This window comes from Ruegeria sp. CH8 (assembly GCF_056536985.1).
Window position 1 is genome coordinate 36,504 of record NZ_JBQFQR010000017.1, and the last position, 19,834, is coordinate 56,337.

Annotated in this window: 21 protein-coding genes; 5 read left to right on the top strand and 16 right to left on the bottom strand. The window is 59.1% G+C overall.

The genetic code is table 11. The features are described 5' to 3' along the window. Window positions 1-45 precede the first annotated feature (45 nt). Window positions 46-1,047: a DUF2125 domain-containing protein gene (locus tag ACR0ER_RS18440; RefSeq protein WP_480770197.1), complete on the top strand. Its 1,002-nt coding sequence runs from the start codon at window positions 46-48 to the stop codon at window positions 1,045-1,047. On the opposite strand, the gene ACR0ER_RS18445 is transcribed toward ACR0ER_RS18440, so the two are convergent. The 4 genes from ACR0ER_RS18445 to ACR0ER_RS18460 form a co-directional block, all read right to left on the bottom strand. Then, the gene (locus ACR0ER_RS18445) at window positions 1,044-1,871 is read right to left on the bottom strand and encodes an extensin-like domain-containing protein (RefSeq protein ID WP_480770198.1); all 828 of its coding nucleotides are present in this window, start codon (window positions 1,869-1,871) and stop codon (window positions 1,044-1,046) included. The two genes, ACR0ER_RS18440 and ACR0ER_RS18445, sit on opposite strands and share 4 nt — an antisense overlap. Continuing rightward, on the bottom strand, window positions 1,868-2,788 hold the full coding sequence (locus ACR0ER_RS18450) for a prephenate/arogenate dehydrogenase family protein (RefSeq protein WP_480770199.1): 921 nt from the start codon (window positions 2,786-2,788) through the stop codon (window positions 1,868-1,870). The genes ACR0ER_RS18445 and ACR0ER_RS18450 overlap by 4 nt, the downstream gene beginning before the upstream one ends. After that, complete coding sequence (hisC, locus tag ACR0ER_RS18455; protein WP_480770200.1) at window positions 2,785-3,870, bottom strand: histidinol-phosphate transaminase; 1,086 nt, start codon at window positions 3,868-3,870, stop codon at window positions 2,785-2,787. The genes ACR0ER_RS18450 and hisC overlap by 4 nt, the downstream gene beginning before the upstream one ends. Window positions 3,871-3,935: 65 nt before the next feature. Next, a complete protein-coding gene (locus tag ACR0ER_RS18460) occupies window positions 3,936-5,351 on the bottom strand; it encodes an aminotransferase class V-fold PLP-dependent enzyme (protein ID WP_480770201.1) in 1,416 nt (471 codons plus the stop codon). Between the two features lie 102 nt (window positions 5,352-5,453). Here ACR0ER_RS18460 and ACR0ER_RS18465 point away from each other — a divergent pair, with 102 nt between their 5' ends. Further along, window positions 5,454-5,915, top strand: a complete 462-nt coding sequence (locus ACR0ER_RS18465) for an Lrp/AsnC family transcriptional regulator (RefSeq protein WP_170332077.1) — start codon at window positions 5,454-5,456, stop codon at window positions 5,913-5,915. 2 nt (window positions 5,916-5,917) lie between these two features. Here the strand turns inward: ACR0ER_RS18465 and ACR0ER_RS18470 are convergent, their stop codons facing one another. Then, window positions 5,918-6,742, bottom strand: coding sequence for an SDR family oxidoreductase (locus tag ACR0ER_RS18470; RefSeq protein ID WP_480770202.1), 825 nt, complete (start codon window positions 6,740-6,742; stop codon window positions 5,918-5,920). Window positions 6,743-6,904: 162 nt separating this feature from the next. On the opposite strand from ACR0ER_RS18470, the gene ACR0ER_RS18475 reads away from it, so the two are divergent. Next, complete coding sequence (locus ACR0ER_RS18475) at window positions 6,905-7,792, top strand: AraC family transcriptional regulator (RefSeq protein ID WP_480770203.1); 888 nt, start codon at window positions 6,905-6,907, stop codon at window positions 7,790-7,792. Between the two features lie 70 nt (window positions 7,793-7,862). Here ACR0ER_RS18475 and rpsD read toward each other — a convergent pair whose 3' ends face one another. From rpsD to ACR0ER_RS18505, 6 genes are all read right to left on the bottom strand, one after another. Continuing rightward, complete coding sequence (rpsD, locus tag ACR0ER_RS18480; protein WP_170332083.1) at window positions 7,863-8,483, bottom strand: 30S ribosomal protein S4; 621 nt, start codon at window positions 8,481-8,483, stop codon at window positions 7,863-7,865. 209 nt (window positions 8,484-8,692) lie between these two features. Beyond that, entirely contained in the window at window positions 8,693-9,202 is a 510-nt protein-coding gene (locus tag ACR0ER_RS18485; protein ID WP_480770204.1) for a hypothetical protein, read from the bottom strand. A 198-nt stretch (window positions 9,203-9,400) separates the two neighbouring features. Further along, entirely contained in the window at window positions 9,401-10,036 is a 636-nt protein-coding gene (locus ACR0ER_RS18490; RefSeq protein ID WP_480770205.1) for a DUF1826 domain-containing protein, read from the bottom strand. Further along, the gene (locus tag ACR0ER_RS18495; RefSeq protein WP_480770206.1) at window positions 10,033-11,247 is read right to left on the bottom strand and encodes a GTP-binding protein; all 1,215 of its coding nucleotides are present in this window, start codon (window positions 11,245-11,247) and stop codon (window positions 10,033-10,035) included. The genes ACR0ER_RS18490 and ACR0ER_RS18495 overlap by 4 nt, the downstream gene beginning before the upstream one ends. Continuing rightward, window positions 11,240-12,358 carry a CobW family GTP-binding protein gene (locus tag ACR0ER_RS18500; RefSeq protein ID WP_480770207.1) on the bottom strand — a complete coding sequence of 373 codons (1,119 nt, stop codon included), beginning with the start codon at window positions 12,356-12,358 and terminating at the stop codon, window positions 11,240-11,242. Before ACR0ER_RS18500 ends, ACR0ER_RS18495 begins: the two co-directional genes overlap by 8 nt. 449 nt (window positions 12,359-12,807) lie before the next feature. Then, complete coding sequence (locus tag ACR0ER_RS18505) at window positions 12,808-15,090, bottom strand: adenosylcobalamin-dependent ribonucleoside-diphosphate reductase (RefSeq protein ID WP_480770208.1); 2,283 nt, start codon at window positions 15,088-15,090, stop codon at window positions 12,808-12,810. Window positions 15,091-15,204: 114 nt separating this feature from the next. Between ACR0ER_RS18505 and ACR0ER_RS18510 the strand changes: the two genes are divergently transcribed. Continuing rightward, entirely contained in the window at window positions 15,205-15,636 is a 432-nt protein-coding gene (locus ACR0ER_RS18510; protein ID WP_480770209.1) for a DUF1489 family protein, read from the top strand. On the opposite strand, the gene hisG is transcribed toward ACR0ER_RS18510, so the two are convergent. The 3 genes from hisG to hisS are packed head-to-tail and all read right to left on the bottom strand — an operon-like array spanning window position 15,633 to window position 18,898. Continuing rightward, on the bottom strand, window positions 15,633-16,322 hold the full coding sequence (gene hisG, locus ACR0ER_RS18515) for an ATP phosphoribosyltransferase (RefSeq protein WP_480770210.1): 690 nt from the start codon (window positions 16,320-16,322) through the stop codon (window positions 15,633-15,635). The genes ACR0ER_RS18510 and hisG overlap by 4 nt on opposite strands. Continuing rightward, window positions 16,319-17,407, bottom strand: a complete 1,089-nt coding sequence (locus tag ACR0ER_RS18520; RefSeq protein ID WP_480770211.1) for an ATP phosphoribosyltransferase regulatory subunit — start codon at window positions 17,405-17,407, stop codon at window positions 16,319-16,321. The genes hisG and ACR0ER_RS18520 overlap by 4 nt, the downstream gene beginning before the upstream one ends. A gap of 3 nt (window positions 17,408-17,410) precedes the next feature. Continuing rightward, window positions 17,411-18,898, bottom strand: a complete 1,488-nt coding sequence (gene hisS / locus ACR0ER_RS18525; RefSeq protein ID WP_480770212.1) for a histidine--tRNA ligase — start codon at window positions 18,896-18,898, stop codon at window positions 17,411-17,413. Between the two features lie 130 nt (window positions 18,899-19,028). Here hisS and ACR0ER_RS18530 point away from each other — a divergent pair, with 130 nt between their 5' ends. After that, a complete protein-coding gene (locus ACR0ER_RS18530; RefSeq protein ID WP_170332507.1) occupies window positions 19,029-19,223 on the top strand; it encodes a SlyX family protein in 195 nt (64 codons plus the stop codon). A 4-nt stretch (window positions 19,224-19,227) separates the two neighbouring features. Here the strand turns inward: ACR0ER_RS18530 and ACR0ER_RS18535 are convergent, their stop codons facing one another. Continuing rightward, window positions 19,228-19,602 carry a hypothetical protein gene (locus tag ACR0ER_RS18535; RefSeq protein WP_480770213.1) on the bottom strand — a complete coding sequence of 125 codons (375 nt, stop codon included), beginning with the start codon at window positions 19,600-19,602 and terminating at the stop codon, window positions 19,228-19,230. Continuing rightward, the gene (locus ACR0ER_RS18540) at window positions 19,602-19,829 is read right to left on the bottom strand and encodes a YMGG-like glycine zipper-containing protein (RefSeq protein ID WP_480770214.1); all 228 of its coding nucleotides are present in this window, start codon (window positions 19,827-19,829) and stop codon (window positions 19,602-19,604) included. Before ACR0ER_RS18540 ends, ACR0ER_RS18535 begins: the two co-directional genes overlap by 1 nt. Window positions 19,830-19,834 lie beyond the last annotated feature (5 nt).

Consider the following 19,834-nt stretch of genomic DNA (forward strand, 5'->3'; position numbering starts at 1 on the left):
CGCCTATAAACATCAATTCCGAGGCGGGAAAAAGGGCCATCTGTCATGCGCGGTCTGGTGCGGGTTATCATTTTCATCATTGTCGCGTGGAGCGCATATTGGTTCATCGCCGGTTTCGGGTTGCGCAATGCGATTACGACATGGTTCGACAAGCAACAGGAACAGGGCTGGCAAGCCGACTTTTCCGACGTTGAGACGGCCGGATACCCGTTCCACCACATGACCCGCCTGAACAGTCCCGCGCTGGCCGATCCGGTCAACGGCACAGCGTGGAGCGCCGACTGGATCGAATTCCAAAGCCCCGCAATCTGGCCCGGTCGGCAGGTGCTGCGTTTTGCCGACACGCCGCAGCGCTTGTCCTACTACGACCAGACGGCCACCATTTTAGCCCGCGACCTGCAAGCTGAGCTGCAATTGCAGCCTGGTGTTGCATTGGTGCTGGAGAAAATGGCGCTGACCGCCGGGCCTTGGTCAATCACTGACGATACCGTCTCGCTGGCCGGTGGCGACACGCTTGCCCTTGTAATGGAACAAACGCCTACACCCGAGGCCTATGTGATCGGTGCCCGGATAGACGGCTTTACCCCCGGAGACGACCTGCGCGAACTGATGCGCTCGGCCACGACCCTGCCGCAGTCGTTCGAAACGCTGGAGCTGGATTTGACCGCCACTTTTGACAAAGCATGGGATCGTTCGTCTCTGGAAGAAAGCAGACCACAGCCAGTGAAGATCGATCTACGCTTGGCCGAGATGAAATGGGGTGAACTGCGCCTGTTCGCGGCCGGAGAACTGGATGTCGATCAGCAAGGCATTCCAAGCGGTGAGATTGCGATCAAAGCTGAGAACTGGCGTGATATGATCGCAATGGCCAACGCGGCAGGTGCTCTGCCCGACAAGGCCGTCGATCCGGTAACCCGTGCGCTCAACTTCATGGCTGGATTGGGCGGCAATCCCAACGCCCTGGACCTGCAACTGAACTTCCGCGATGGATTTGTGGCGCTCGGGCCCCTGCCCCTTGGACCGGCCCCACGCCTGATCCTGCGTTAACGGCAGTACGGACCGCTGCGGTGGCGCGCCGTGTCCAGGTGGAAATGATCCCGGTGATACCGATCCGAGTTTGGTCCCAACACAGTGCCAAACGGCCCACACGCCCCGCGCCACACCTTGGTCAACTGCCGCTTTGACGGGTTCTTGCGCCAGCCGTTGAGGACGGTCACAACCTCTCCGTCCGCCATTTTGAAGCCCGAGATGTCAATCGCCCGGCCCTTGCCGTGTTCAGAAATGCGCGCACCTTTGCGGTTGTTCCGAGTGCGGCAGGCATAGTGCGCGGCGACCTGAAGTTCGACCACTGGACCACGGCGCTTGAAGGTGGGCTTGACCGATTTGTCGACCCACTTGTTCAGCGCAATGGCCGTGCCGCAATCCATCGTGGAGGGACGGCTGAGCGCAACTCCCGAAACCGAGGTGACCTGAACCGCGTCGTTGATGCCGCACGCCTTGATCTTGCCCGGCACGCTTCCAACAGGTTTGCCCTGGATTTCGATATCCCCACACACCGAGGTTTTGCGCAGCTTGCGTTTCTTGAACAACACTTCCAATTCCAGCGCTTTCGGTCGCAAATGCGGTCGGACTGGTACGGATTCTTCTAACACCGACTCATCAGCCAGGGGAGCGGCTGCGGCCAGAACGATTTGCGTCTCGGGCCGCAATTTAGGGCGAATATCGACAGGGATCGGACTGGCAAAGGCCAGCACTGGGGCTTCCGAGGGTCGTGTGACGGGAACCAGTGACCGTTCCGGAGGCGCCGCGTAGGACCATGTGGCGCTGACTGCAGCGCATCCAATCAACAGAAACCTCCAGCCGCATCTCATGGGTTTGCTTTACCTCGTCCAAAGTCCGGCGCATCCGTATCCTGCCCCGCGTCGATGATCCCACGCCGGATAGCGCGTGTGCGGGTGAAATAGTCGAACAAATGTTCACCATCGCCGGTACGGATAGCACGTTGCAGAGCGAAAAGCTCCTCGGTAAAGCGTCCGAGGATTTCCAGCGTCGCATCCTTGTTGGTCAGGAAAACATCGCGCCACATGGTCGGGTCCGAGGCCGCGATCCGGGTGAAATCCCGGAAACCGGCGGCGGAATACTTGATGACCTCGGTATCGGTCACACGGCGTAGGTCATCGGCGACACCGACCATCGTATAGGCAATCAGGTGAGGCGCGTGGGACGTGACTGCCAGAACCAGATCGTGGTGGTCCGCATCCATCTCGTCGACATTTGCGCCCATGCCCTCCCACAGCGCGCGCAGGCGGGCGATGGCATCCGGGTACGAGCCTTCGACCGGCACCAACAGGCACCAGCGATTGTCAAAGAGCTCGGCGAAACCGGCCTCGGGGCCGGAATGCTCGGTTCCGGCCAGCGGGTGTGCGGGAACGAAATGCACACCTTCGGGGATATGCGGGGACACGGCCTGAATCACGTGCCGCTTGACCGAGCCCACATCCGTCACCGTCGCGCCGGGTTTCAGGACCGGGGCGATATCTGCGGCCACGGCCTCCATCGCGCCGACGGGGACGCACAAAACCACCAGATCCGCGCCTTCGACCGCTTCGCGCGCGGTGTCGCAAACGCGGTCACACAAGCCGATCCGGCGTGCTGTTTCGCGCGTCGCCTCGGACCGGGCATAGCCGGTGACCTCGCCCGCAAGACCTGAACGTTTGATAGCCCAGAACATGGAAGATGCGATCAGACCCAGGCCGATCAGCGCGACGCGGTCGTAAACCTGGCTCATGCGGCATCTCCTTTGAACGCGGTGATGGCCGCAACGACGCGACGGCAGGCGTTTTCATCACCCACAGTGATCCGCAGGGCGTTGGGAAGGTTGTACCCCGCGACACGGCGCACGATCAGACCTTGAGTTTTCAGGTAATCGTCACAGGCCTCAGCCTCGACCTGATCCGCAAACCGGGCAAGGATGAAGTTGGTGTAGGAGGCATCAGACGGCACGCCGACCTTGGCCAGTTCCTCAGACAACCACGCCCGCAGACGGGCGTTTTCTGCCTGACAAAAGGTCAGGAACTCCACGTCATTTACCGCCGCTTCAGCCGCCGCCAACGCGGTTAGAGACAAGTTGAACGGCTGACGCACTCGGTTCAGCACATCGATGATCGACTGCGCGGCATAACCCCAGCCGACGCGCATCCCGCCCAGACCGTAGACCTTCGAGAAGGTTCGGGTCATGATCACGTTCTCGAACCGGTCCACCAGAGATGCACCACCGTCGAACCCGTCGACGAACTCGGCATAGGCCCCGTCGATCACCATCAGACAGCTCTGCGGCAGCGCTTCGGCCAACCGCGCCAGTTCCGCTTCGGGGATCATGGTCGAGGTCGGGTTGCCCGGATTGGTGACGAACACGATCCGGGTTTGCCCAGTGACTTCGGCCAAGATGTTATCCACGTCGACATGCCGGTCCCGCTCGGACACCATCACCGGCGTCGCACCGGCCATGCGGGCGATGATCGGATACATCGAAAACCCATGCTCGGTATAGATGACCTCATCCCCCGGCCCGGCATAGGCCTGAGCGATGAATTGCAGCACCTCGTCGCTGCCCACACCGCAGACAAGACGCGCCGGGTCCAGCCCGTGGCGCGCACCGATGGCTCCCCTCAGGGGCGCGTGGTCGGTGCTGGGATAACGATGTAAGGTCGCAACGCTGTCGCGCGCCGCCTCGATCGCCTTGGGGCTGGGGCCGAACGGGTTCTCGTTCGAACTCAGCTTGATCACATGCTCGACCCCGGCCACATGCGACTGGCCGCCCTGATAGAGCGCGATGTCCATAATGCCGGGTTGAGGGGTGATCTTGTTCATAAGAGGCTCCGTTGATTGGAGCCTCTCATACCCGTCTCAACGCGTTGAGAAAAGCGGCAATTCCGTCACGCCGCTTTGAAGCGGGCGGTTGCCGGGTCAGCACTGTAATAGGGCGCGAATTCCTCTGTCCGGCGGGACAGGTCGTTGACGCTGTCGATGATGAACTGAACCGTCTCTTCGCTCATCAAATACGAGAAGTTCAGGCGTACCCATCCCGGTTTCTTCATCTCTTCCCCGGCGGACAGCGCTGCGTGCAATTCCTCCGACGTTTCCCGATCGATCCCCAACAGACGATGCGCATAGGGCCCGGCACAGGCACAGCCGCCCCGCGCCTGAATACCGTAGATATCGCTGAGCATCCGGGTGAACAGTTGCTGATGCACCGGCTGACCCGAGTTGTCCCGCACCAGGAACGAATAGATCGGCAGGCGATGTGGATTGTCAGTGCCCAGCAGGGTCAGGTTCGGGTTGTTACCCCACCCTTCCAACGCCATGCGGTTGTACTGCGCCTCGCGGCGGGAAATCTCATGGGTGCCCACCACATCCTTGACGATGAACGCCAGCGCCGCGCGGATATCCCCGATCACGTTGGGCGTTCCGGCCTCTTCCCGCGCCGCCAAATCCTCGCTGTAGTCATGCCGCCACGGTGAGACGAAACTAACCGTTCCGCCGCCCGGCCAACTGGGGCATGTGCGTTTCACAGCGTTCTGGTTGACGATCAGCACGCCCGAAGCACCCGGTCCGCCCGGAAACTTATGTGGTGAAACAACGATGGCATCCTTGCGCGCATTCTCCGGCCCCATATCCATCGGCAGGTAGGGACCGCCGCCTGCGTAATCCCAAACCGACACCGCACCATGCGCCTTGAGCAACCGGGTGATCGGGTCCGGATCTGTGATGATCCCGGTAACATTCGATGCGGCCGAGAACGACCCGATGATCAGATCGGAACCGGCATTATCGACCAACGCCCGCTCCAGCGCGGCAAGATCAACGCCCCCCTCGGCGGCTTCGGGGATCTCGATCACCTGCGCCTTGCTTTCGCGCCAGGGCAGAATGTTCGAGTGGTGCTCGTACGGCCCAATTAAAACAACCGGCCGGTCAGCCGCATCCGTACCCAACAAACTGACCAGCCGGTTCAGACCCGCAGTGGCGCCGGACCCGGTGAAGATCACCGCGTCTTCCCCCCTCGCGCCAACGATGCGGGCTATCTCTGCGCGTGCTTCACGGCGCAGACGGGTCACGTAAGACCCGCAATAGGAGGCCTCGGTATGGCTGTTGGCATAGAAGGGCAGCACCTCATGGGCGACAAAATCCTCAACCTGCCGCAGCGCACGGCCCGAGGCGACGTAATCCGCATAAACCAGCGGGACGTCCCCATGCAGACCCGGGATCAGAACGTTCTCTCCGATCAACCCGTCGCGCAGACTTGAATTGTGAGTGGTGGACAGAATGTCCGCACGAAATTTGGACAGGGTCATGGCAAGGGCTCCGTATTGCCCTTCTAATGTGATTTGGTTTTCCCGAGGAAACTTCACCTTTCTTTTGACAGCTCCTTCTCTTTTTGTGTCATATGACTTCATATGGCACAGAAAATAGATCAAATTGACAAACGCATCCTGCGTGAGCTGCAAACCGACGCCACGTTGTCGCAACGCGAACTGGCGGATCGGGTTGGCTTATCACAAAATGCCTGCTGGCGACGACTGAAGGCATTGAACGAGGATGGCGTGATCATTGGCTCAACCGCCCGGATCGCACGCGAGAAACTGGGGTTGAGCCTTGTGGTCTTCGTCATGCTGCGCACCCGGCACCACTCGACCGAGTGGCTGCAGGCCTTTCGCAGCCATGTTCTAACCATTCCCGAGGTGGTGGATTTCCACCGCATTGGTGGCGACTATGACTATCAGTTGAAAGTCGTGACCGAGGACATGGCGTCGTATGACAAAGTCTATCAACGCCTGATCGAGAAGGTCGAACTGGACAGCGTGACCTCATATTTTGCGATGGAAGCGATCGCCGAGGGGCGACCGCTGCCAATCTGAGTTCAGCCAAGCCCAAGCATCGTTTTCATACCGCCAATGAAGGTAGCATCATCCAGAGCCTTGCGGTTGTCCAACAATTCAACCGCATCGGCCCCGGCCCGATAGCGCAGCGTGTCCGTCCCGTCCGTCACCGCGTTCAGGATGACTTCGGCCACGACACTGGGCGACGAGGTGCGTTCGGCCATTTCCTCGGACCCCCATGTGCTGAACAGGGCCTGCACCACAGGCTGGTATTCGTTCATGCTTTCATCATTGACGAAATCGAAGGACCGACCGCCGAAATCGGTGGCGATCAGGCCGGGTTCGACGATCTTCACCTTGATACCGGCGGCAGCAAGTTCGTAATGCAGCGACTCCGACAGGCCTTCGACCGCGAATTTTGTACCATGATACAGCGCTCCGAGTGGGAAGGTGATCTGCCCACCGATGGACGAGATATTAACGATGCACCCCGACCCGTTAGCCCGCATATGCGGCAACACAGCCTTGGTCACGGCCAGCAGACCAATCACGTTTGTGTCGAACTGCCGCCGGATCCGGTCCATCGGAAAGGCCTCCAACGGTCCATAAGCGCCGTAACCTGCGTTGTTCAGCAGCACATCAATCTGGCCAAACCGCGCGATCCCTTCTGCGAACGCCGCCGTGATCGAAGCCTCGTCGGTGACATCCAGCCGGGTGACAAGAACATTCTCGAGCTGCGCCAACTCGGTTTCTTTCTCGGGACTGCGCATGGTGGCGATGACATTCCAGCCTTTTTGCTGAAACAGTTCAGCAGTGACTTTGCCGATGCCGGACGACGCGCCGGTAATGAGGATGGTTTGTGCCATAATCGTTCTCCACTAGGATAGGCCTGGCACACAGATAGGCCCTTGCGCCGCTTGTGGCATGCCGGATTCTCCTCAACTTCTGCCTATTCCTCTGAACCTTCGGGTTTTCACTGGTCAGGCATGGTCGGGCAGAATACTCATGAACGGAGTGCGAGGCCGGACATGACACAAACTGATCTGATTGCGGAAATCTGCGAAACCGTGCGTGGTCAACCCGAAGATGCGCAGTTCTACCCAACTGCGCTGGACGGTCTGGGGCTGCTGCACGACGTCAAAACCAAGTCCATCGAAGCCCAAGTCTACGATCCTATTGTCTGCCTGGTTCTACAAGGCAGAAAAGAAACCCGCATTGGCGACCGGCTGGTTCATTTCGGAGCGGGAGACTCCCTGATCGTCAGCCACGCACTGCCGGTTTTGGCTTCGGTCACCGAGGCGAGCCGTCAGACACCCTATGTGGGTCTGGTTCTTTCGCTGGACCTATCCGTTCTGCGTGGCCTCTACGATGAGGTTGAGACTGCACCATCCCAGCCTGAAGAAGCCCTCAGCCTGGCCGTATCTCAAGCCTCGGACGAGATGGTCGACGCTATGGCCCGCCTGTTTCGCGCCAGCCAGACCGCGATGGACCGGCAAGTACTTGCGCCGATGATCAGCCGAGAAATCCACTATCGGTTGCTGCAGGCGGATCACGGGGGGATGTTGCGACAAATGCTGTGGCGTGACAGTGCCGCCAGCAGGATTGCACGGGCCATTGACCTCATCCGGGCGGATTTCCGAACCCAGTTACCCGTATCCGACCTTGCGCACACAGCGGGTATGAGCGTTTCGGCCTTTCACGCTCATTTCAAATCGGTCACCGCGAAGTCACCGTTGCAGTACCAAAAAGACCTGAGGCTGCTCGAAGCGCGCAGGCTGCTGTCCCATCGCGGGCTCAGTGTATCCCAGACCGCTTTTGAAGTGGGGTATGAAAGTCCGACGCAATTCAGCCGAGAATACTCGCGCAAATTCGGCGTCTCTCCGCGACAGGACATCGGATCGCCGAGCGCAGCCTGAACAGGACCATAGCGAAACGAAAAAGGCCGCGCAGGTTGCGCGGCCTCGAAACTCTCGGTGTCGGCGAAGATTAGTTCTTCGCGTAGAATTCGACGACCAGGTTCGGTTCCATCATGACCGGGTAAGGCACATCGCTCAGGCCCGGTGCGCGCACGAAGGTCGCGGTCATTTTCGAGTGATCGGCGTCGATGTAGTCAGGCACATCACGCTCGGCCAGGCCAACGGCTTCCAGAACAACAGCCAGCTGCTTGGACTTGTCACGTACTTCGATGACGTCGCCTTCTTTGACACGGTAGCTGGGGATGTTGACCCGCTTGCCGTTCACTTTGACGTGGCCATGGTTCACGAACTGACGTGCAGCAAAAACGGTCGGCACGAACTTGGCGCGGTAAACGACGGCGTCCAGGCGGCGCTCCAGCAGACCGATCAGGTTTTCACCGGTGTCGCCTTTGACACGCTCGGCTTCGGCGTAGATGCGACGGAACTGCTTCTCGGTCAGGTCGCCGTAATAGCCTTTCAGCTTCTGCTTGGCGCGCAGCTGCAGACCGAAGTCCGACAGTTTACCCTTGCGGCGCTGACCGTGTTGGCCGGGGCCATATTCACGACGGTTGATCGGGGATTTCGGACGACCCCAGATGTTTTCGCCCATCCGGCGGTCGATTTTGTACTTGGCAGACGTGCGTTTGGTCACGGCTGATCTCCTTCGTTATGATCGAGGCCCTGCGGGCCACTATGAAGGGCGTTGTCCTCTTGAGGTTTCCCCCATGACAGGCATCCCCTTGCGGGGGCCACCAACACCAATGAAGCCGCGCTTATATCCGTGAAATCGGCAGAGTCAACATGCCGCCCTGAATAGAACCGAAATTTCCGCCAGGAAAACTTGGTTACTTTAGGGACGTCTTAATCAGCCCTGCGACCAGCCGTGATCGCATACCGATGGTCCGGCTCATCCAGGCTTTGCTTTGAACGGGTTGGGAACGCGACAACGGTGTTATCCATCCGCGTCGCATCGTCAGCGCGGCACTCGCTTGCAGTGATGTCACTGATCCAGAATTCCTGATCCCGTGCTGGGTAGTCCCCTTCAAAGACCAGCAGCGGCACTGATTCTCCTGCAATTGGAAACAAGGTTGCTGTGAAAGTCTGCGCGCCGTTGGTTAATACCAGTAGGCCACTGGCTTCTTCCGGCAAGCTCTGGACCTGAGCGCAATGTTCCAGCGTCGCAGCAGCACTGGCGCCGACAGTCCCGGCCCATTCCACCGCCCTCGCAGCAGTTTCAACAAGATAACGCGCTTGTCCGCGCCATGACCAAGCTGCGCCGATAGTCAGATAGGACAAAGGCGCCGCCTCAAGTCCATCAATTTCTGTCTGACTCCACAATATGGCTTTACGACCGTTTTGTCCGGCTCTCATTGTACCCGCCTGCACTTTCAACTCACCACTAACGATTAGGCAACTCTTATCAACGCAAAATAAGGCGGAAAAGAGACGTTAACGTAGCATTAACGAATTTGTTGCTTAAGGGAATCATCTAGCAAGTAATATTGGGGGGAAGGCATTAACGAGTGGTGAAGTTCCCGCAGAATTGCGCTTGGTCAAACCTTCGCCCGATCAATCAGCCTCATCCAGGTCGAATACAGGGTCTAGCACAAGTACCAGTCGCGTTTCACCCGTGCCTGCAATCGGTGGTGAGCGGTGCACCAGACCTACGGGTGGGTCCTGCGGCCACAGCGTGCCACGCATGACCATCGGAGCACCGGTCGAGACGGTGAAAACCCGCGTTGGATCTTCGCCATCTGTCGAAATGCCGTATTGTGTGCCGGTGCCCCGATAGGTGCAGATCAGACGCGCATAGATCGCGTCGATATGAAATTTCCGGCAGGCGTTGGTGCTGATCGCGTCCAATCGAAGGCGCAGATAGGGTGCACGCATGATCTTGGCAAAACCTGCAGCCAAATCAGCGATGTCCTTTTCGAACCAATTGCGTTCAGCCGTGTCTTCCATACCTGCGATGTCGCACAAATGCCTTAGGGCATTTGGGATCGCGTCGGTGCGAAGAACAAGACGCGCCGTTGGCAGTTGCGATGGATCAAGCGCATCAACCCATGCCTGAAACTCTGAACCAAGCTGACGCCGCCAAATCGTCGCGGCGCACCCCGGCTTTTCAATTTCTGCCAATCCAGCCGAGGTGTCGGCCACACCAACACCCACCGCTGCATCATTAAATTCCGTTTGGATAAAGCTCATGCGGCATCCTCCACGCGGCGCCAAAGCGGGAATGGATCAGGCAGGTCAATGGGCAGAACGTCCGGTCCAGAGGCGACCGCCTCAGACAGCAAACAGGCGTCAAGCCGGGACTTCAACAGCGGCCAGTCGATACCCGCACCGATAAAGACCAACTCTTGCCGCCGGTCGCCCCATGGCTCTGCCCAGTGCTGTTTGATGTAATCCAGCACCGAGGGGTGGTCCGGCCACCGGGTATCGGGCACCGACGCCCACCACGTGCCAATCGGCTGAACGCTCGACAGGGCACCGGCGAGGGAAAACTCGGCCACCCATTCGGGCCGTGTTGCGATCCAGAAATGCCCCTTTGCCCGGATCACACCCGGCAAGTCACCGTTGAGCAGGGCCAGAATTTTCTCGGGCTCAAACGGCTGACGGGCGCGGTAGACATAAGACGCAACCCCGTATTCTTCGGTTTCCGGGACGTGGTCGGCGAAACCGTAAAGCTCTTTAACCCACATCGGATGTTGATGGGCTGCTTCGAAATCGAACAAGCCGGTATCCAGAATAGAGTCGCTGTCGACTTCGGAGTGGTTCGTCTCGATGATCTTTGCGTCCGCGTTCAGGCTGCGGATGATTTTACGAGCGGCGTCGGTGCGTTCCGGCCCCGCATCATCAATCTTGTTTAGGATGACAACGTCAGCAAACTCGATCTGGTCCGTTAGCAGATGAACCAGCGTACGCTCATCGCCTTCACCCATCGTTTCGCCGCGGTCATGCAGGAAATCATGGCTGGAGAAGTCCTTGAGCAGGTTCACGGCGTCGACGACAGTAACCATCGTGTCAAGGCGGGCAACATCGGAAAGGCTTTCGCCGTCCTCGTCACGGAAATCAAAAGTCGCCGCGACGGGCAAGGGTTCCGAGATGCCGGTAGACTCGATCAACAGATAGTCGAACCGACCTTCCGCAGCCAGCCGCCGCACTTCATCCAGCAAGTCATCGCGCAGCGTGCAGCAGATGCAGCCATTCGACATCTCAACCAGCGTCTCATCGGTACGGCTTAGTTCGGTTTCGGCACGTACCAGATCAGCGTCGATATTCACCTCAGACATATCGTTGACAATGACGGCAACACGTCGACCTTCGCGGTTGTTCAGCGCGCGGTTCAAAAGGGTAGTTTTTCCGGCCCCGAGAAAGCCGGACAGGACGGTGACGGGAAGGCGGGTATCAGTCATGGCTTAGAAATTCTTCTTTCGTGGCGTTGTTGGGTTGATGGGCGCGCAGCATGTCAAGACTGCGCTGCAATTCGGGATGGCTGAGGTCACGCGCGATAACCACAATGCGGGAACGGCGGTCATCCCCAATCCAATTCTTCAGCGGGACGGGCGGGTCAAAAATGTGCTGCACGCCGTGAAACACAAAAGGCACGTCGATACCTTTGAGAAACACGATGCCTTTGACGCGCAGAATATCAGGTCCTTTGAGGGCGATCAGCGAGTCCAGCCAATAGTCAAAGGTGGAATCCTTGATCGGCGCATCCAGAATGATCGAAGCGGAACTGATCCGCGTATCATGAGGCGTCGGGGCAAACGCCAAAGGCTTGGGTTTGGAAAAACCGGAAAGGTTGGCCAACGGGTCTACTTCGGGCAGAGTAGGTGTCGTCCAGGTAATGGCATCCCTTTGGTCTACGTCCTTGCGTAGGCCGCTCAAACCCCAGAGCTTTTTCGGATCAAACTGCCCGGCCACGGGCCGCTCGATCCGGGCGGTGGGGTTCAGGCCGCTTAGCCGCCGTGAAAGAACATCTGCCTCGGGTTTGGAAACAAGATCGGTTTTGCTGAGCAGGATCAGGTCAGCCATCGCGACTTGCGAGACCGCCTCGAACTGCGCATCCAGCGTCTCGGACCCGTTGACCGCGTCCACGAGGGTCACCAAACCATCCATGCGGGTCGTGCGTGCCAGTTCAGGATCGACCAAAAGTGTTTGCAGAATGGGGCCCGGATCGGCAAGCCCCGTGGTTTCGATGACGATCCGTTCAAATTGAAGCAATCCGTCGTCGCGCCGCTCGACCAGATCTGCAATGGTCCCTGCCAAGTCCCCACGAATGGAACAACACAGACAGCCGGATTGCATCAGGATGACTTCATCCTCAACCGACTCGGTCAGATCATGATCCAACCCGGCCTCGCCGAATTCATTCACGATAACCGCGATTCTTCCGGCGGAGGCGGCAGATAGCACCGCATTCAGGAGCGTTGTCTTACCGGCGCCCAGAAAACCGGTCAGAACAGTGACAGGTATCCGTCTGTCTTTCGTGAAGTTTGCGTCTTGTGCTGCCTGGGAAATCACTGCTCTTTTCCTGATGTCATTATGTGATATCATAACATTGTTAGAAAAAATCTTACAAGCTGTCCAGATATGGATCGCCATTTCGTCCGAGAGTTCACGGATGATATTGAATGGAACAGACCTACGTTCGCATTGTTTACCGGTCAGACGTTTGGAGTACGTTAAGGATCGCAACAAATGGCACGAGGGAAAACTACGTCGTGCTGTCGATTTCTTCTAATAGTGTCCCGCTGCTGAGTTGGTATTGTGCCGCCGACGAGTGCGGCAAAACCAATATTTTATCAACGCCAACGATCTAACTTTCCCACCGAACTCCAACTAAGCCAGATCCTCTCCGGGCTCTTTTTTGTCATTGGGTCTGGGCAAAAACGGGTTTGACGCCGAGAAATGGCAGCTCGGCGTCAAGAAGGGTCATCTTATATGTCGATCAACAAAACCGACACAGCCCTCTAACCACATTTCGAATGGCCGCAGCTACGACAGGTCATGCACCCTTCAATCATCACCATATCGAACTGGCCGCAGGACGGGCAGGCCTTGCCGCGTGGCGCATCCATGTTGACAACCTGCGCTTGCGGATCAGACTTCAGCCCCATCCCTTCCCCCTCAAGGAAACCAATATTGATCAGGTGTTGTTCGATTACTCCACCGATCGCGGCCAGGATCGAGGGTATATACTTGCCCTTCACCCAGGCCCCGCCACGCGGATCGAACACGGCCTTCAGCTCTTCGACGACAAAAGAGACATCACCGCCACGACGGAACACTGCCGAGATCATCCGGGTTAAGGCCAGCGTCCACGCATAGTGTTCCATGTTCTTCGAGTTGATGAACACCTCGAAGGGGCGGCGACGTCCGCCGATAACGATATCGTTTATGGTCAGGTAGATCGCGTGCTCACTGTCGGGCCATTTCAGCTTGTAGGTCGACCCTTCCAACGACTGCGGCCGGTCTAGCGGCTCGGACATATATACGACCTCACCCCCATCGACCTCATGCGGGGCGGCCGCGCTTTCACCCGGCGCGGTGTCTGCGCTTTCCGACACGGTCAGTACGGAACCCGTAACATCGTTCGGGCGATAGGTGGTGCAGCCTTTGCAACCCTGATCCCAGGCCTGCATGTAGACATCCTTGAACGCGTCAAAGCTGATATCTTCAGGGCAGTTAATCGTTTTGGAAATCGAGCTGTCGATCCATTTCTGCGCTGCAGCCTGCATCTTCACGTGATCCGACGGAGAGAGCGTCTGCGCGTTGACGAAATAGTCCGGCAGAGACTTGTCGCCGAACTTGTCACGCCACATCTGCACGGCATAGTCCACGACCTCTTCCTCGGTACGCGAGCCATCCTTTTGCAGCACCTTACGCGTGTAAGCATATGCAAAGACCGGCTCAATCCCCGAAGAAACATTGCCCGCGTACAGGGAAATCGTGCCTGTGGGCGCTATCGAGGTTAGCAGAGCGTTGCGGATGCCGTGCTCGCGGATCGCTTCGCGCACGTCGTCGTCCATCTGCTGCATGGTGCCGCTGGCCAGATACTTGTCGGCATCGAACAGAGGGAACGCGCCTTTTTCCTTCGCCAAATCCACCGACGCCAGATACGCGGCGCGGGCGATCGCTTTCAGCCAGCGCTCGGTCTGACGCGCCGCCTCGTCGGACCCATAGCGCAGGCCCTGCATCAGCAGCGCATCGGCCAGTCCGGTCACACCCAGCCCGATCCGGCGCTTGGCCTGCGCCTCGGTGGCCTGTTCGGGCAGAGGGAACTTCGACGCATCCACCACATTGTCCATCATGCGAACAGCAGTGGCTACCAGTTCTTGCAGCGCCTCCTCGTCCAGATGTGCGGCGTCTTCGAACGGCTCGGCAACCAACCGGGCCAAATTAATAGACCCCAGCAGGCACGCGCCATACGGCGGCAGGGGCTGTTCGCCACAGGGGTTGGTGGCCGCGATGGTCTCGACATAGCTCAGGTTGTTGGCCTGATTGATCCGGTCGATAAAGATCACGCCGGGCTCGGCATAATCATACGTGGCCTGCATGATCTTGTTCCACAGATCACGTGCCTGAACGGTGTGATAGACCTTGTCACCGAACACCAGCTCCCAAGGCCCATCGGCTTTGACGGCCTCCATGAACGGATCGGTCACCAGCACTGACATGTTGAACATGCGCAGGCGCGCCGGGTCAGATTTCGCGGTGATGAACTGTTCAATATCCGGGTGATCGCAGCGCATCGTCGCCATCATCGCCCCACGGCGCGAACCTGCAGACATGATCGTCCGGCACATCGCATCCCATACATCCATGAACGACAGCGGCCCCGAGGCATCCGCAGCCACCCCGTGCACATCGGCGCCACGCGGTCGGATGGTCGAGAAATCATAACCGATCCCCCCACCCTGCTGCATGGTCAGCGCGGCCTCTTTAAGCATGTCGAAAATGCCGCCCATGCTGTCGGGCACGGTGCCCATGACGAAACAGTTGAACAGGGTCACCTGCCGCGCGGTGCCGGCGCCTGCGGTGATGCGACCGGCAGGCAGGTATTTGAAATCTTCCAGCGCCTCAAAGAACTTTTCTTCCCAATGGGCCGGGTCTTTTTCCACCCGCGCAAGATCGCGGGCGATGCGCCGCCAGCTGTCCTCGACCGTGTGGTCGATGGGCGTGCCATCTGCCTTTTTGAAACGGTATTTCATGTCCCAGATCTGCTCGGCGATGGGGGCGGCAAAGCGGCTCATTGGCGATTCCCTGTGTTAGAAGAGGGATACAGACTATCATCTACTAAACCTTGATGACAATCGCGCATGAGCTACAATGGATAGATAGTCGATGGACGACTCTGTGGGAAAGCTGTGGATAAGTACGTAAACCTCATAAAACTCTCGGTCGGATCAGAGAGCATCGACTCGTTGATCGCGTGGCAGGATAGTCGCAGACCGCTGTATGAGGACGGCTGCCCCCGCCACGTCACCCGCATGTGGCCCAAGCGCGAAGACGAGATTCTGAACGGAGGATCAATCTATTGGGTCATCAAGGGCGTGATCCAATGCCGCCAACGTATCCTGCGGCTGGATGAGGTGCGCGGCGAGGACGGCATCCGCCGCTGCGGCATCGTACTGGACCCCGAGCTGTACCGCACCCAGACCGCGCTGAAGCGCCCGTTTCAGGGCTGGCGCTACCTGAAACCCGAGGACACCCCCGCCGATTTGCCCCAAGGCCGCGAACAAGACGACGCCCTGCCCGATGACCTCAACCGCGCCCTGGCAGAAATTGGCGTGCTTTAACGCAGCCGATCCAGAAGCTCGGACAGAACCGCCTTTTCCTCTGCATCACATTTCGCCACCCGGCTGCGCCACAGCGTCGCCTGCGATTGTAGGATCAGTCCGTCCGAAAGGATTTTCAGGTGGTTCGCCCGCAGGGTTTCCCCGGTCGAGGTAATATCGGCAATCGCCTCGGCGGTTTCGTTCTTCACCGTACCCTCAGTTGCACCCTGACTATCGACCAGAGTGTAATCGGCCACGCCCGCATCGGTCAGAAACTCGCGCACCAGCCGGTGGTACTTGGTCGCAATCCGCAGCCGGTGACAGTGTGTCCTGCGGAACGCCGCAGCCGCCGCGTCCAGATCGTCCAGCGTGTCCACATCCACCCAGCAGGCAGGCGTGGCAATGATCAGATCAGCCTTGCCAAACCCAAGCTGCGAAATCTCTTCGACCTGCTGTTCCCAGCGCGGCAGTTTTTCATGCACCAGATCGATGCCGGTAACGCCCATATGAATACGCCCTGCGGCCAGTTCGCGCGGAATCTCCCCGGCGGATAACAGGACCAGAGAAACGCCATCGATCCCCTCGACCTTGCCCGCATATTCCCGGTCCGATCCGCTGCGCGACAGGGTGATGCCGCGCTTTTCGAACCACGAGAAGGTTTTCTCCATCAACCGGCCCTTCGAGGGCACGCCCAGCTTCAGGCTCATTGCGCGCCCTCCTCAATCTCCAGCATCAGGTCCGGGCGGATGACGCCCCCCACAGCGGGGATTTCGGTGCCGTTACCCAGCTGTCGGGTCAGCGCGTCATAGCGCCCGCCGGTGGCAATTGGCGGCAGGTCTGGGCGGCCCTCAGCATAAAAGCCAAACACGAACCCGTCATAGTACTCCATCGAGGTTCGGCCATAAGCGGCTTCAAAATCCAATCGCTCCACATCAACGCCGCGCGCCTGCAGCGACGCGACCCGCGCCTCAAGCCGGTCCAGCGCCGGAGTGATTTGCGGCAGGTCCACCGCCACGTCGCGCAGTTGCTCCAGCGCAAAAGGCATGGTTTCACGCACGTTCAGCAGCGTTTCCAGCCCAGCCAGTTCGTTGTCGGAAATCGGCGGCGTGTCGCGATCTTCGCGCAGGGCCTCGATCCGTGCCTCAACTTCGGACGCGCGGCGCTTGCCGATCATGGGGATGTCGTTGTCCAACGGATTGTCCGCGTTCAACAGGGCGTCGCGCCCTTCCGGACCGGGTTTGCGCCCGGCGAAACGATCCAGCAAAACCCGGAACCGGCGCGGACGCCACAAGTGCCGCATCAGCGCTGTTTTGCGGCGATCTGTCGTGCGCAGGCCCTGAACGGCAGCAGTCAGGATACCAATGTCCCCGGTCGCCGCGCGCAAAGGCAGCCCGCGCAGTTGCAGCGCAAAAAGCGAGAAAACCTCGGCATCGGCCCCCGAGGGATCGTCGCGGTCAAAGACCTCGTAGCCCACCTGAATATACTCGTTCGAGCGATCCGGGTCGTGCTCCTGACGGCGGAACACCTCCCCGGAATAGGTATAGCGCGCGGGTTCTGCCCCTTCGCTCATGTGCATCTGCACCACCGGCATGGTGAAATCGGGGCGCAGCATCTGCTCACCCCGCAGCGCGTCCGAGGTCACATAGGCGCGTGCTCGGATATCCTCACCATAAAGGTCCAGCAGCGTTTCGGCCGGTTGCAGCAGCGGCGGGTCCACGACTTGCGCGCCTGCGGCCTCAAACCGGACGCGCATCATCGCGGCGCGGGCCTGTATCTGGGAACGGTTGGGCATGGCTCAGTCCTGACTGTCCAGAATTTCGCGCACCTTGGCGACCAGATCACCGCGCGGCACTTCGAACTGACTGGGGCGCTCTTTCCATTCCTCCAGCGTGGCGCTTTCGGCGATCTTTGCACCAAGAATCAGGTCCTTGATTTGGACGATGCCATTAGCCTTTTCGTCACCACCTTCGATCACCGCGATGGGCGAGTTCCGCTTGTCCGCATATTTCAGCTGATTGCCGAAGTTTTTGGGATTGCCCAGATAGACCTCGGCCCGAATACCGGCATTGCGCAGCTCGGCCACCATCGCCTGATAATCAGCCATGCGGTCGCGGTCCATCACGGTGACCACCACGGGGCCCGTGGCCTGCGCCGCGATCCGGCCCTTTTCGCGCAGGGCAGCCAACAGTCGGTCAACGCCGATGGAGACGCCGGTTGCAGGTACTTCCTGCCCGGTAAACCGCTTGACCAGATCATCATAACGCCCACCGCCCGAGACCGAGCCGAACTGCCGCTTGCGACCTTTCTCGTCGAAGATTTCAAAGGTCAGTTCGGCCTCATACACCGGCCCGGTATAGTAACCCAAACCACGCACGACCGATGGATCGATTTCGATCCGATCCGCACCGTACCCGCCAGCATCCAGCAACGCGCCGATCTGTTCCAACTCGGCAATACCATCCGCACCAATCTTGCTGTCACCCACAGCAGCGCGCAGGTTCGCCAGCGTGCCAGCTGTGTCCGCAGCCTTGGAGGTCAGGAAGGCAATCACCGGCTCAGCCTGATCGTCGCTGAGGCCAACACCGTCGATGAACGCACCCGAGGCATCCAGACGCCCCCTGGTCAGCAACTCGCGCACGCCCTGCTCGCCTACCTTGTCGAACTTGTCGATAGTCCGTAGGACGTTGTCGCGGGCGGCCGCGTCTTCACTGAGGCCCATCGCCTCAAGCACGCCATTCAGAACCTTGCGGTTATTCACACGCACCAGATAGTCGCCGCGAGGGATACCAACGGTCTCCAGCGTATCCGACAACATCGCGCAGATCTCGGCATCCGCAGCCATCGAGGCCGTTCCCACAGTATCCGCATCACACTGATAGAACTGCCGATAGCGCCCCGGGCCGGGCTTTTCATTCCGCCAGACCGGTCCCATCGCATAACGGCGATAGGGCGTCGGCAGATCGTTGCGGTGCTGCGCATAGACCCGGGCCAAAGGCGCGGTCAGGTCATAGCGCAGAGCCATCCAGTCGCCCTTGTTGTTTTCGTCGACTTCCTGCCACGCAAACACGCCCTCGTTCGGGCGATCCACGTCGGGCAGGAACTTGCCCAGCGCCTCAACGGTTTCAACCGCGCTGCTCTCTAACGCATCAAACCCATACCGATGATAGACGTCCGCAATAGTCCGCAGCATCTCGGTGCGCTGCGAGACTTCCTGGCCGAAATAGTCGCGGAACCCTTTGGGCGTAATTGCCTTGGGGCGGGGCTGTTTCTTGGGCTTGGCCATGTGGGGCGTCCTTGGGATTTTCATGTTCCGCGCGCGGTCTATCCCATGGCCCGCATCGGGGCAAGGCGCGCTTTTGCTGGCCTTGGCGTCACAGGGTCGCTATGACCGGCGCAAGACACAGGAGTCCCCCATGCAGCATCTGGAAGAACAGATCGCCCATCTAACCCGCACTGTCGAAGAGCTGAACACGGTCGTCACCCGCCAGCAGTCCGAAATCGACCAACTGACCCGCCGCGTCGAGATGCTGTTGCAGCGCGAGGCCGAACGGGCGCAGGAAGGATCAGGCGGGGTCGTGTTCGGAGACGAACGCCCTCCACATTACTAATAGATCACAGACCCAGCGTCGTCTTCACGGCGTTGTCGACCACGCCGCCCAATAGGGCATCCTTGTCCGCAGCGCATCCTTCCGAAAGCGCAGCAATAAACGCTTCCCGCAGTTGGGCTTTTTCCTCCTCAGTGGTCGCGTGATCTTCGATATTGATCTGGCGATTGTAGAGCGATAGGGCCGTCATCTTTCCAACAACAGCCACAACAAATTCTTCATCACCATCTGCTTCCTCGGCTATCGAGGCGCAAGTGTAGTGCATGACTGGCAAGGCGTCCTGTATCATCTGTTCAGCCGCTTCATCAGCCGTCACCACACACGGAGCCGCCAGAATTGCGGCGCAAGCGGACATTCCAAGTTTAAAAAAACGCATCGCCATCACTTCTTCCAGTTATGCCCGATTATGGCCCCGGCCACGCCGCCGATCGCCGCGCCCTTGCCATCGCCGACCAGCGCCCCGACACCCGCGCCGATCAGCGCGCCCTCGATCGTCTTTTTCTTCTTGTCATCCTTGCTATCCGCCAATCCAGCGGAAGCCGAAACCAACGCAAACGACGCTGCCGCCGCAAAGGTCAGAGTCCTTAATCCAATCGTCGAAATTGCCATTTCGG

Excerpts from the sequence above, each read along its gene's own strand:
- ACR0ER_RS18490 (WP_480770205.1), bottom strand. The coding sequence starts at position 10,036 with ATGAGCTTTATCCAAACGGAATTTAATGATGCAGCGGTGGGTGTTGGT.
- ACR0ER_RS18495 (WP_480770206.1), bottom strand. The coding sequence starts at position 11,247 with ATGACTGATACCCGCCTTCCCGTCACCGTCCTGTCCGGCTTTCTCGGG.
- hisS (WP_480770212.1), bottom strand. The coding sequence starts at position 18,898 with ATGGCCAAGCCCAAGAAACAGCCCCGCCCCAAGGCAATTACGCCCAAA.
- hisG (WP_480770210.1), bottom strand. The coding sequence starts at position 16,322 with ATGAGCCTGAAGCTGGGCGTGCCCTCGAAGGGCCGGTTGATGGAGAAA.
- ACR0ER_RS18460 (WP_480770201.1), bottom strand. The coding sequence starts at position 5,351 with ATGACCCTGTCCAAATTTCGTGCGGACATTCTGTCCACCACTCACAAT.
- ACR0ER_RS18445 (WP_480770198.1), bottom strand. The coding sequence starts at position 1,871 with ATGAGATGCGGCTGGAGGTTTCTGTTGATTGGATGCGCTGCAGTCAGC.
- ACR0ER_RS18465 (WP_170332077.1), top strand. The coding sequence starts at position 5,454 with ATGGCACAGAAAATAGATCAAATTGACAAACGCATCCTGCGTGAGCTG.
- ACR0ER_RS18485 (WP_480770204.1), bottom strand. The coding sequence starts at position 9,202 with ATGAGAGCCGGACAAAACGGTCGTAAAGCCATATTGTGGAGTCAGACA.
- ACR0ER_RS18530 (WP_170332507.1), top strand. The coding sequence starts at position 19,029 with ATGCAGCATCTGGAAGAACAGATCGCCCATCTAACCCGCACTGTCGAA.
- ACR0ER_RS18440 (WP_480770197.1), top strand. The coding sequence starts at position 46 with ATGCGCGGTCTGGTGCGGGTTATCATTTTCATCATTGTCGCGTGGAGC.
- hisC (WP_480770200.1), bottom strand. The coding sequence starts at position 3,870 with ATGAACAAGATCACCCCTCAACCCGGCATTATGGACATCGCGCTCTAT.
- ACR0ER_RS18475 (WP_480770203.1), top strand. The coding sequence starts at position 6,905 with ATGACACAAACTGATCTGATTGCGGAAATCTGCGAAACCGTGCGTGGT.
- ACR0ER_RS18535 (WP_480770213.1), bottom strand. The coding sequence starts at position 19,602 with ATGGCGATGCGTTTTTTTAAACTTGGAATGTCCGCTTGCGCCGCAATT.
- ACR0ER_RS18450 (WP_480770199.1), bottom strand. The coding sequence starts at position 2,788 with ATGAGCCAGGTTTACGACCGCGTCGCGCTGATCGGCCTGGGTCTGATC.
- ACR0ER_RS18505 (WP_480770208.1), bottom strand. The coding sequence starts at position 15,090 with ATGAGCCGCTTTGCCGCCCCCATCGCCGAGCAGATCTGGGACATGAAA.
- ACR0ER_RS18470 (WP_480770202.1), bottom strand. The coding sequence starts at position 6,742 with ATGGCACAAACCATCCTCATTACCGGCGCGTCGTCCGGCATCGGCAAA.
- ACR0ER_RS18520 (WP_480770211.1), bottom strand. The coding sequence starts at position 17,407 with ATGCCCAACCGTTCCCAGATACAGGCCCGCGCCGCGATGATGCGCGTC.
- ACR0ER_RS18540 (WP_480770214.1), bottom strand. The coding sequence starts at position 19,829 with ATGGCAATTTCGACGATTGGATTAAGGACTCTGACCTTTGCGGCGGCA.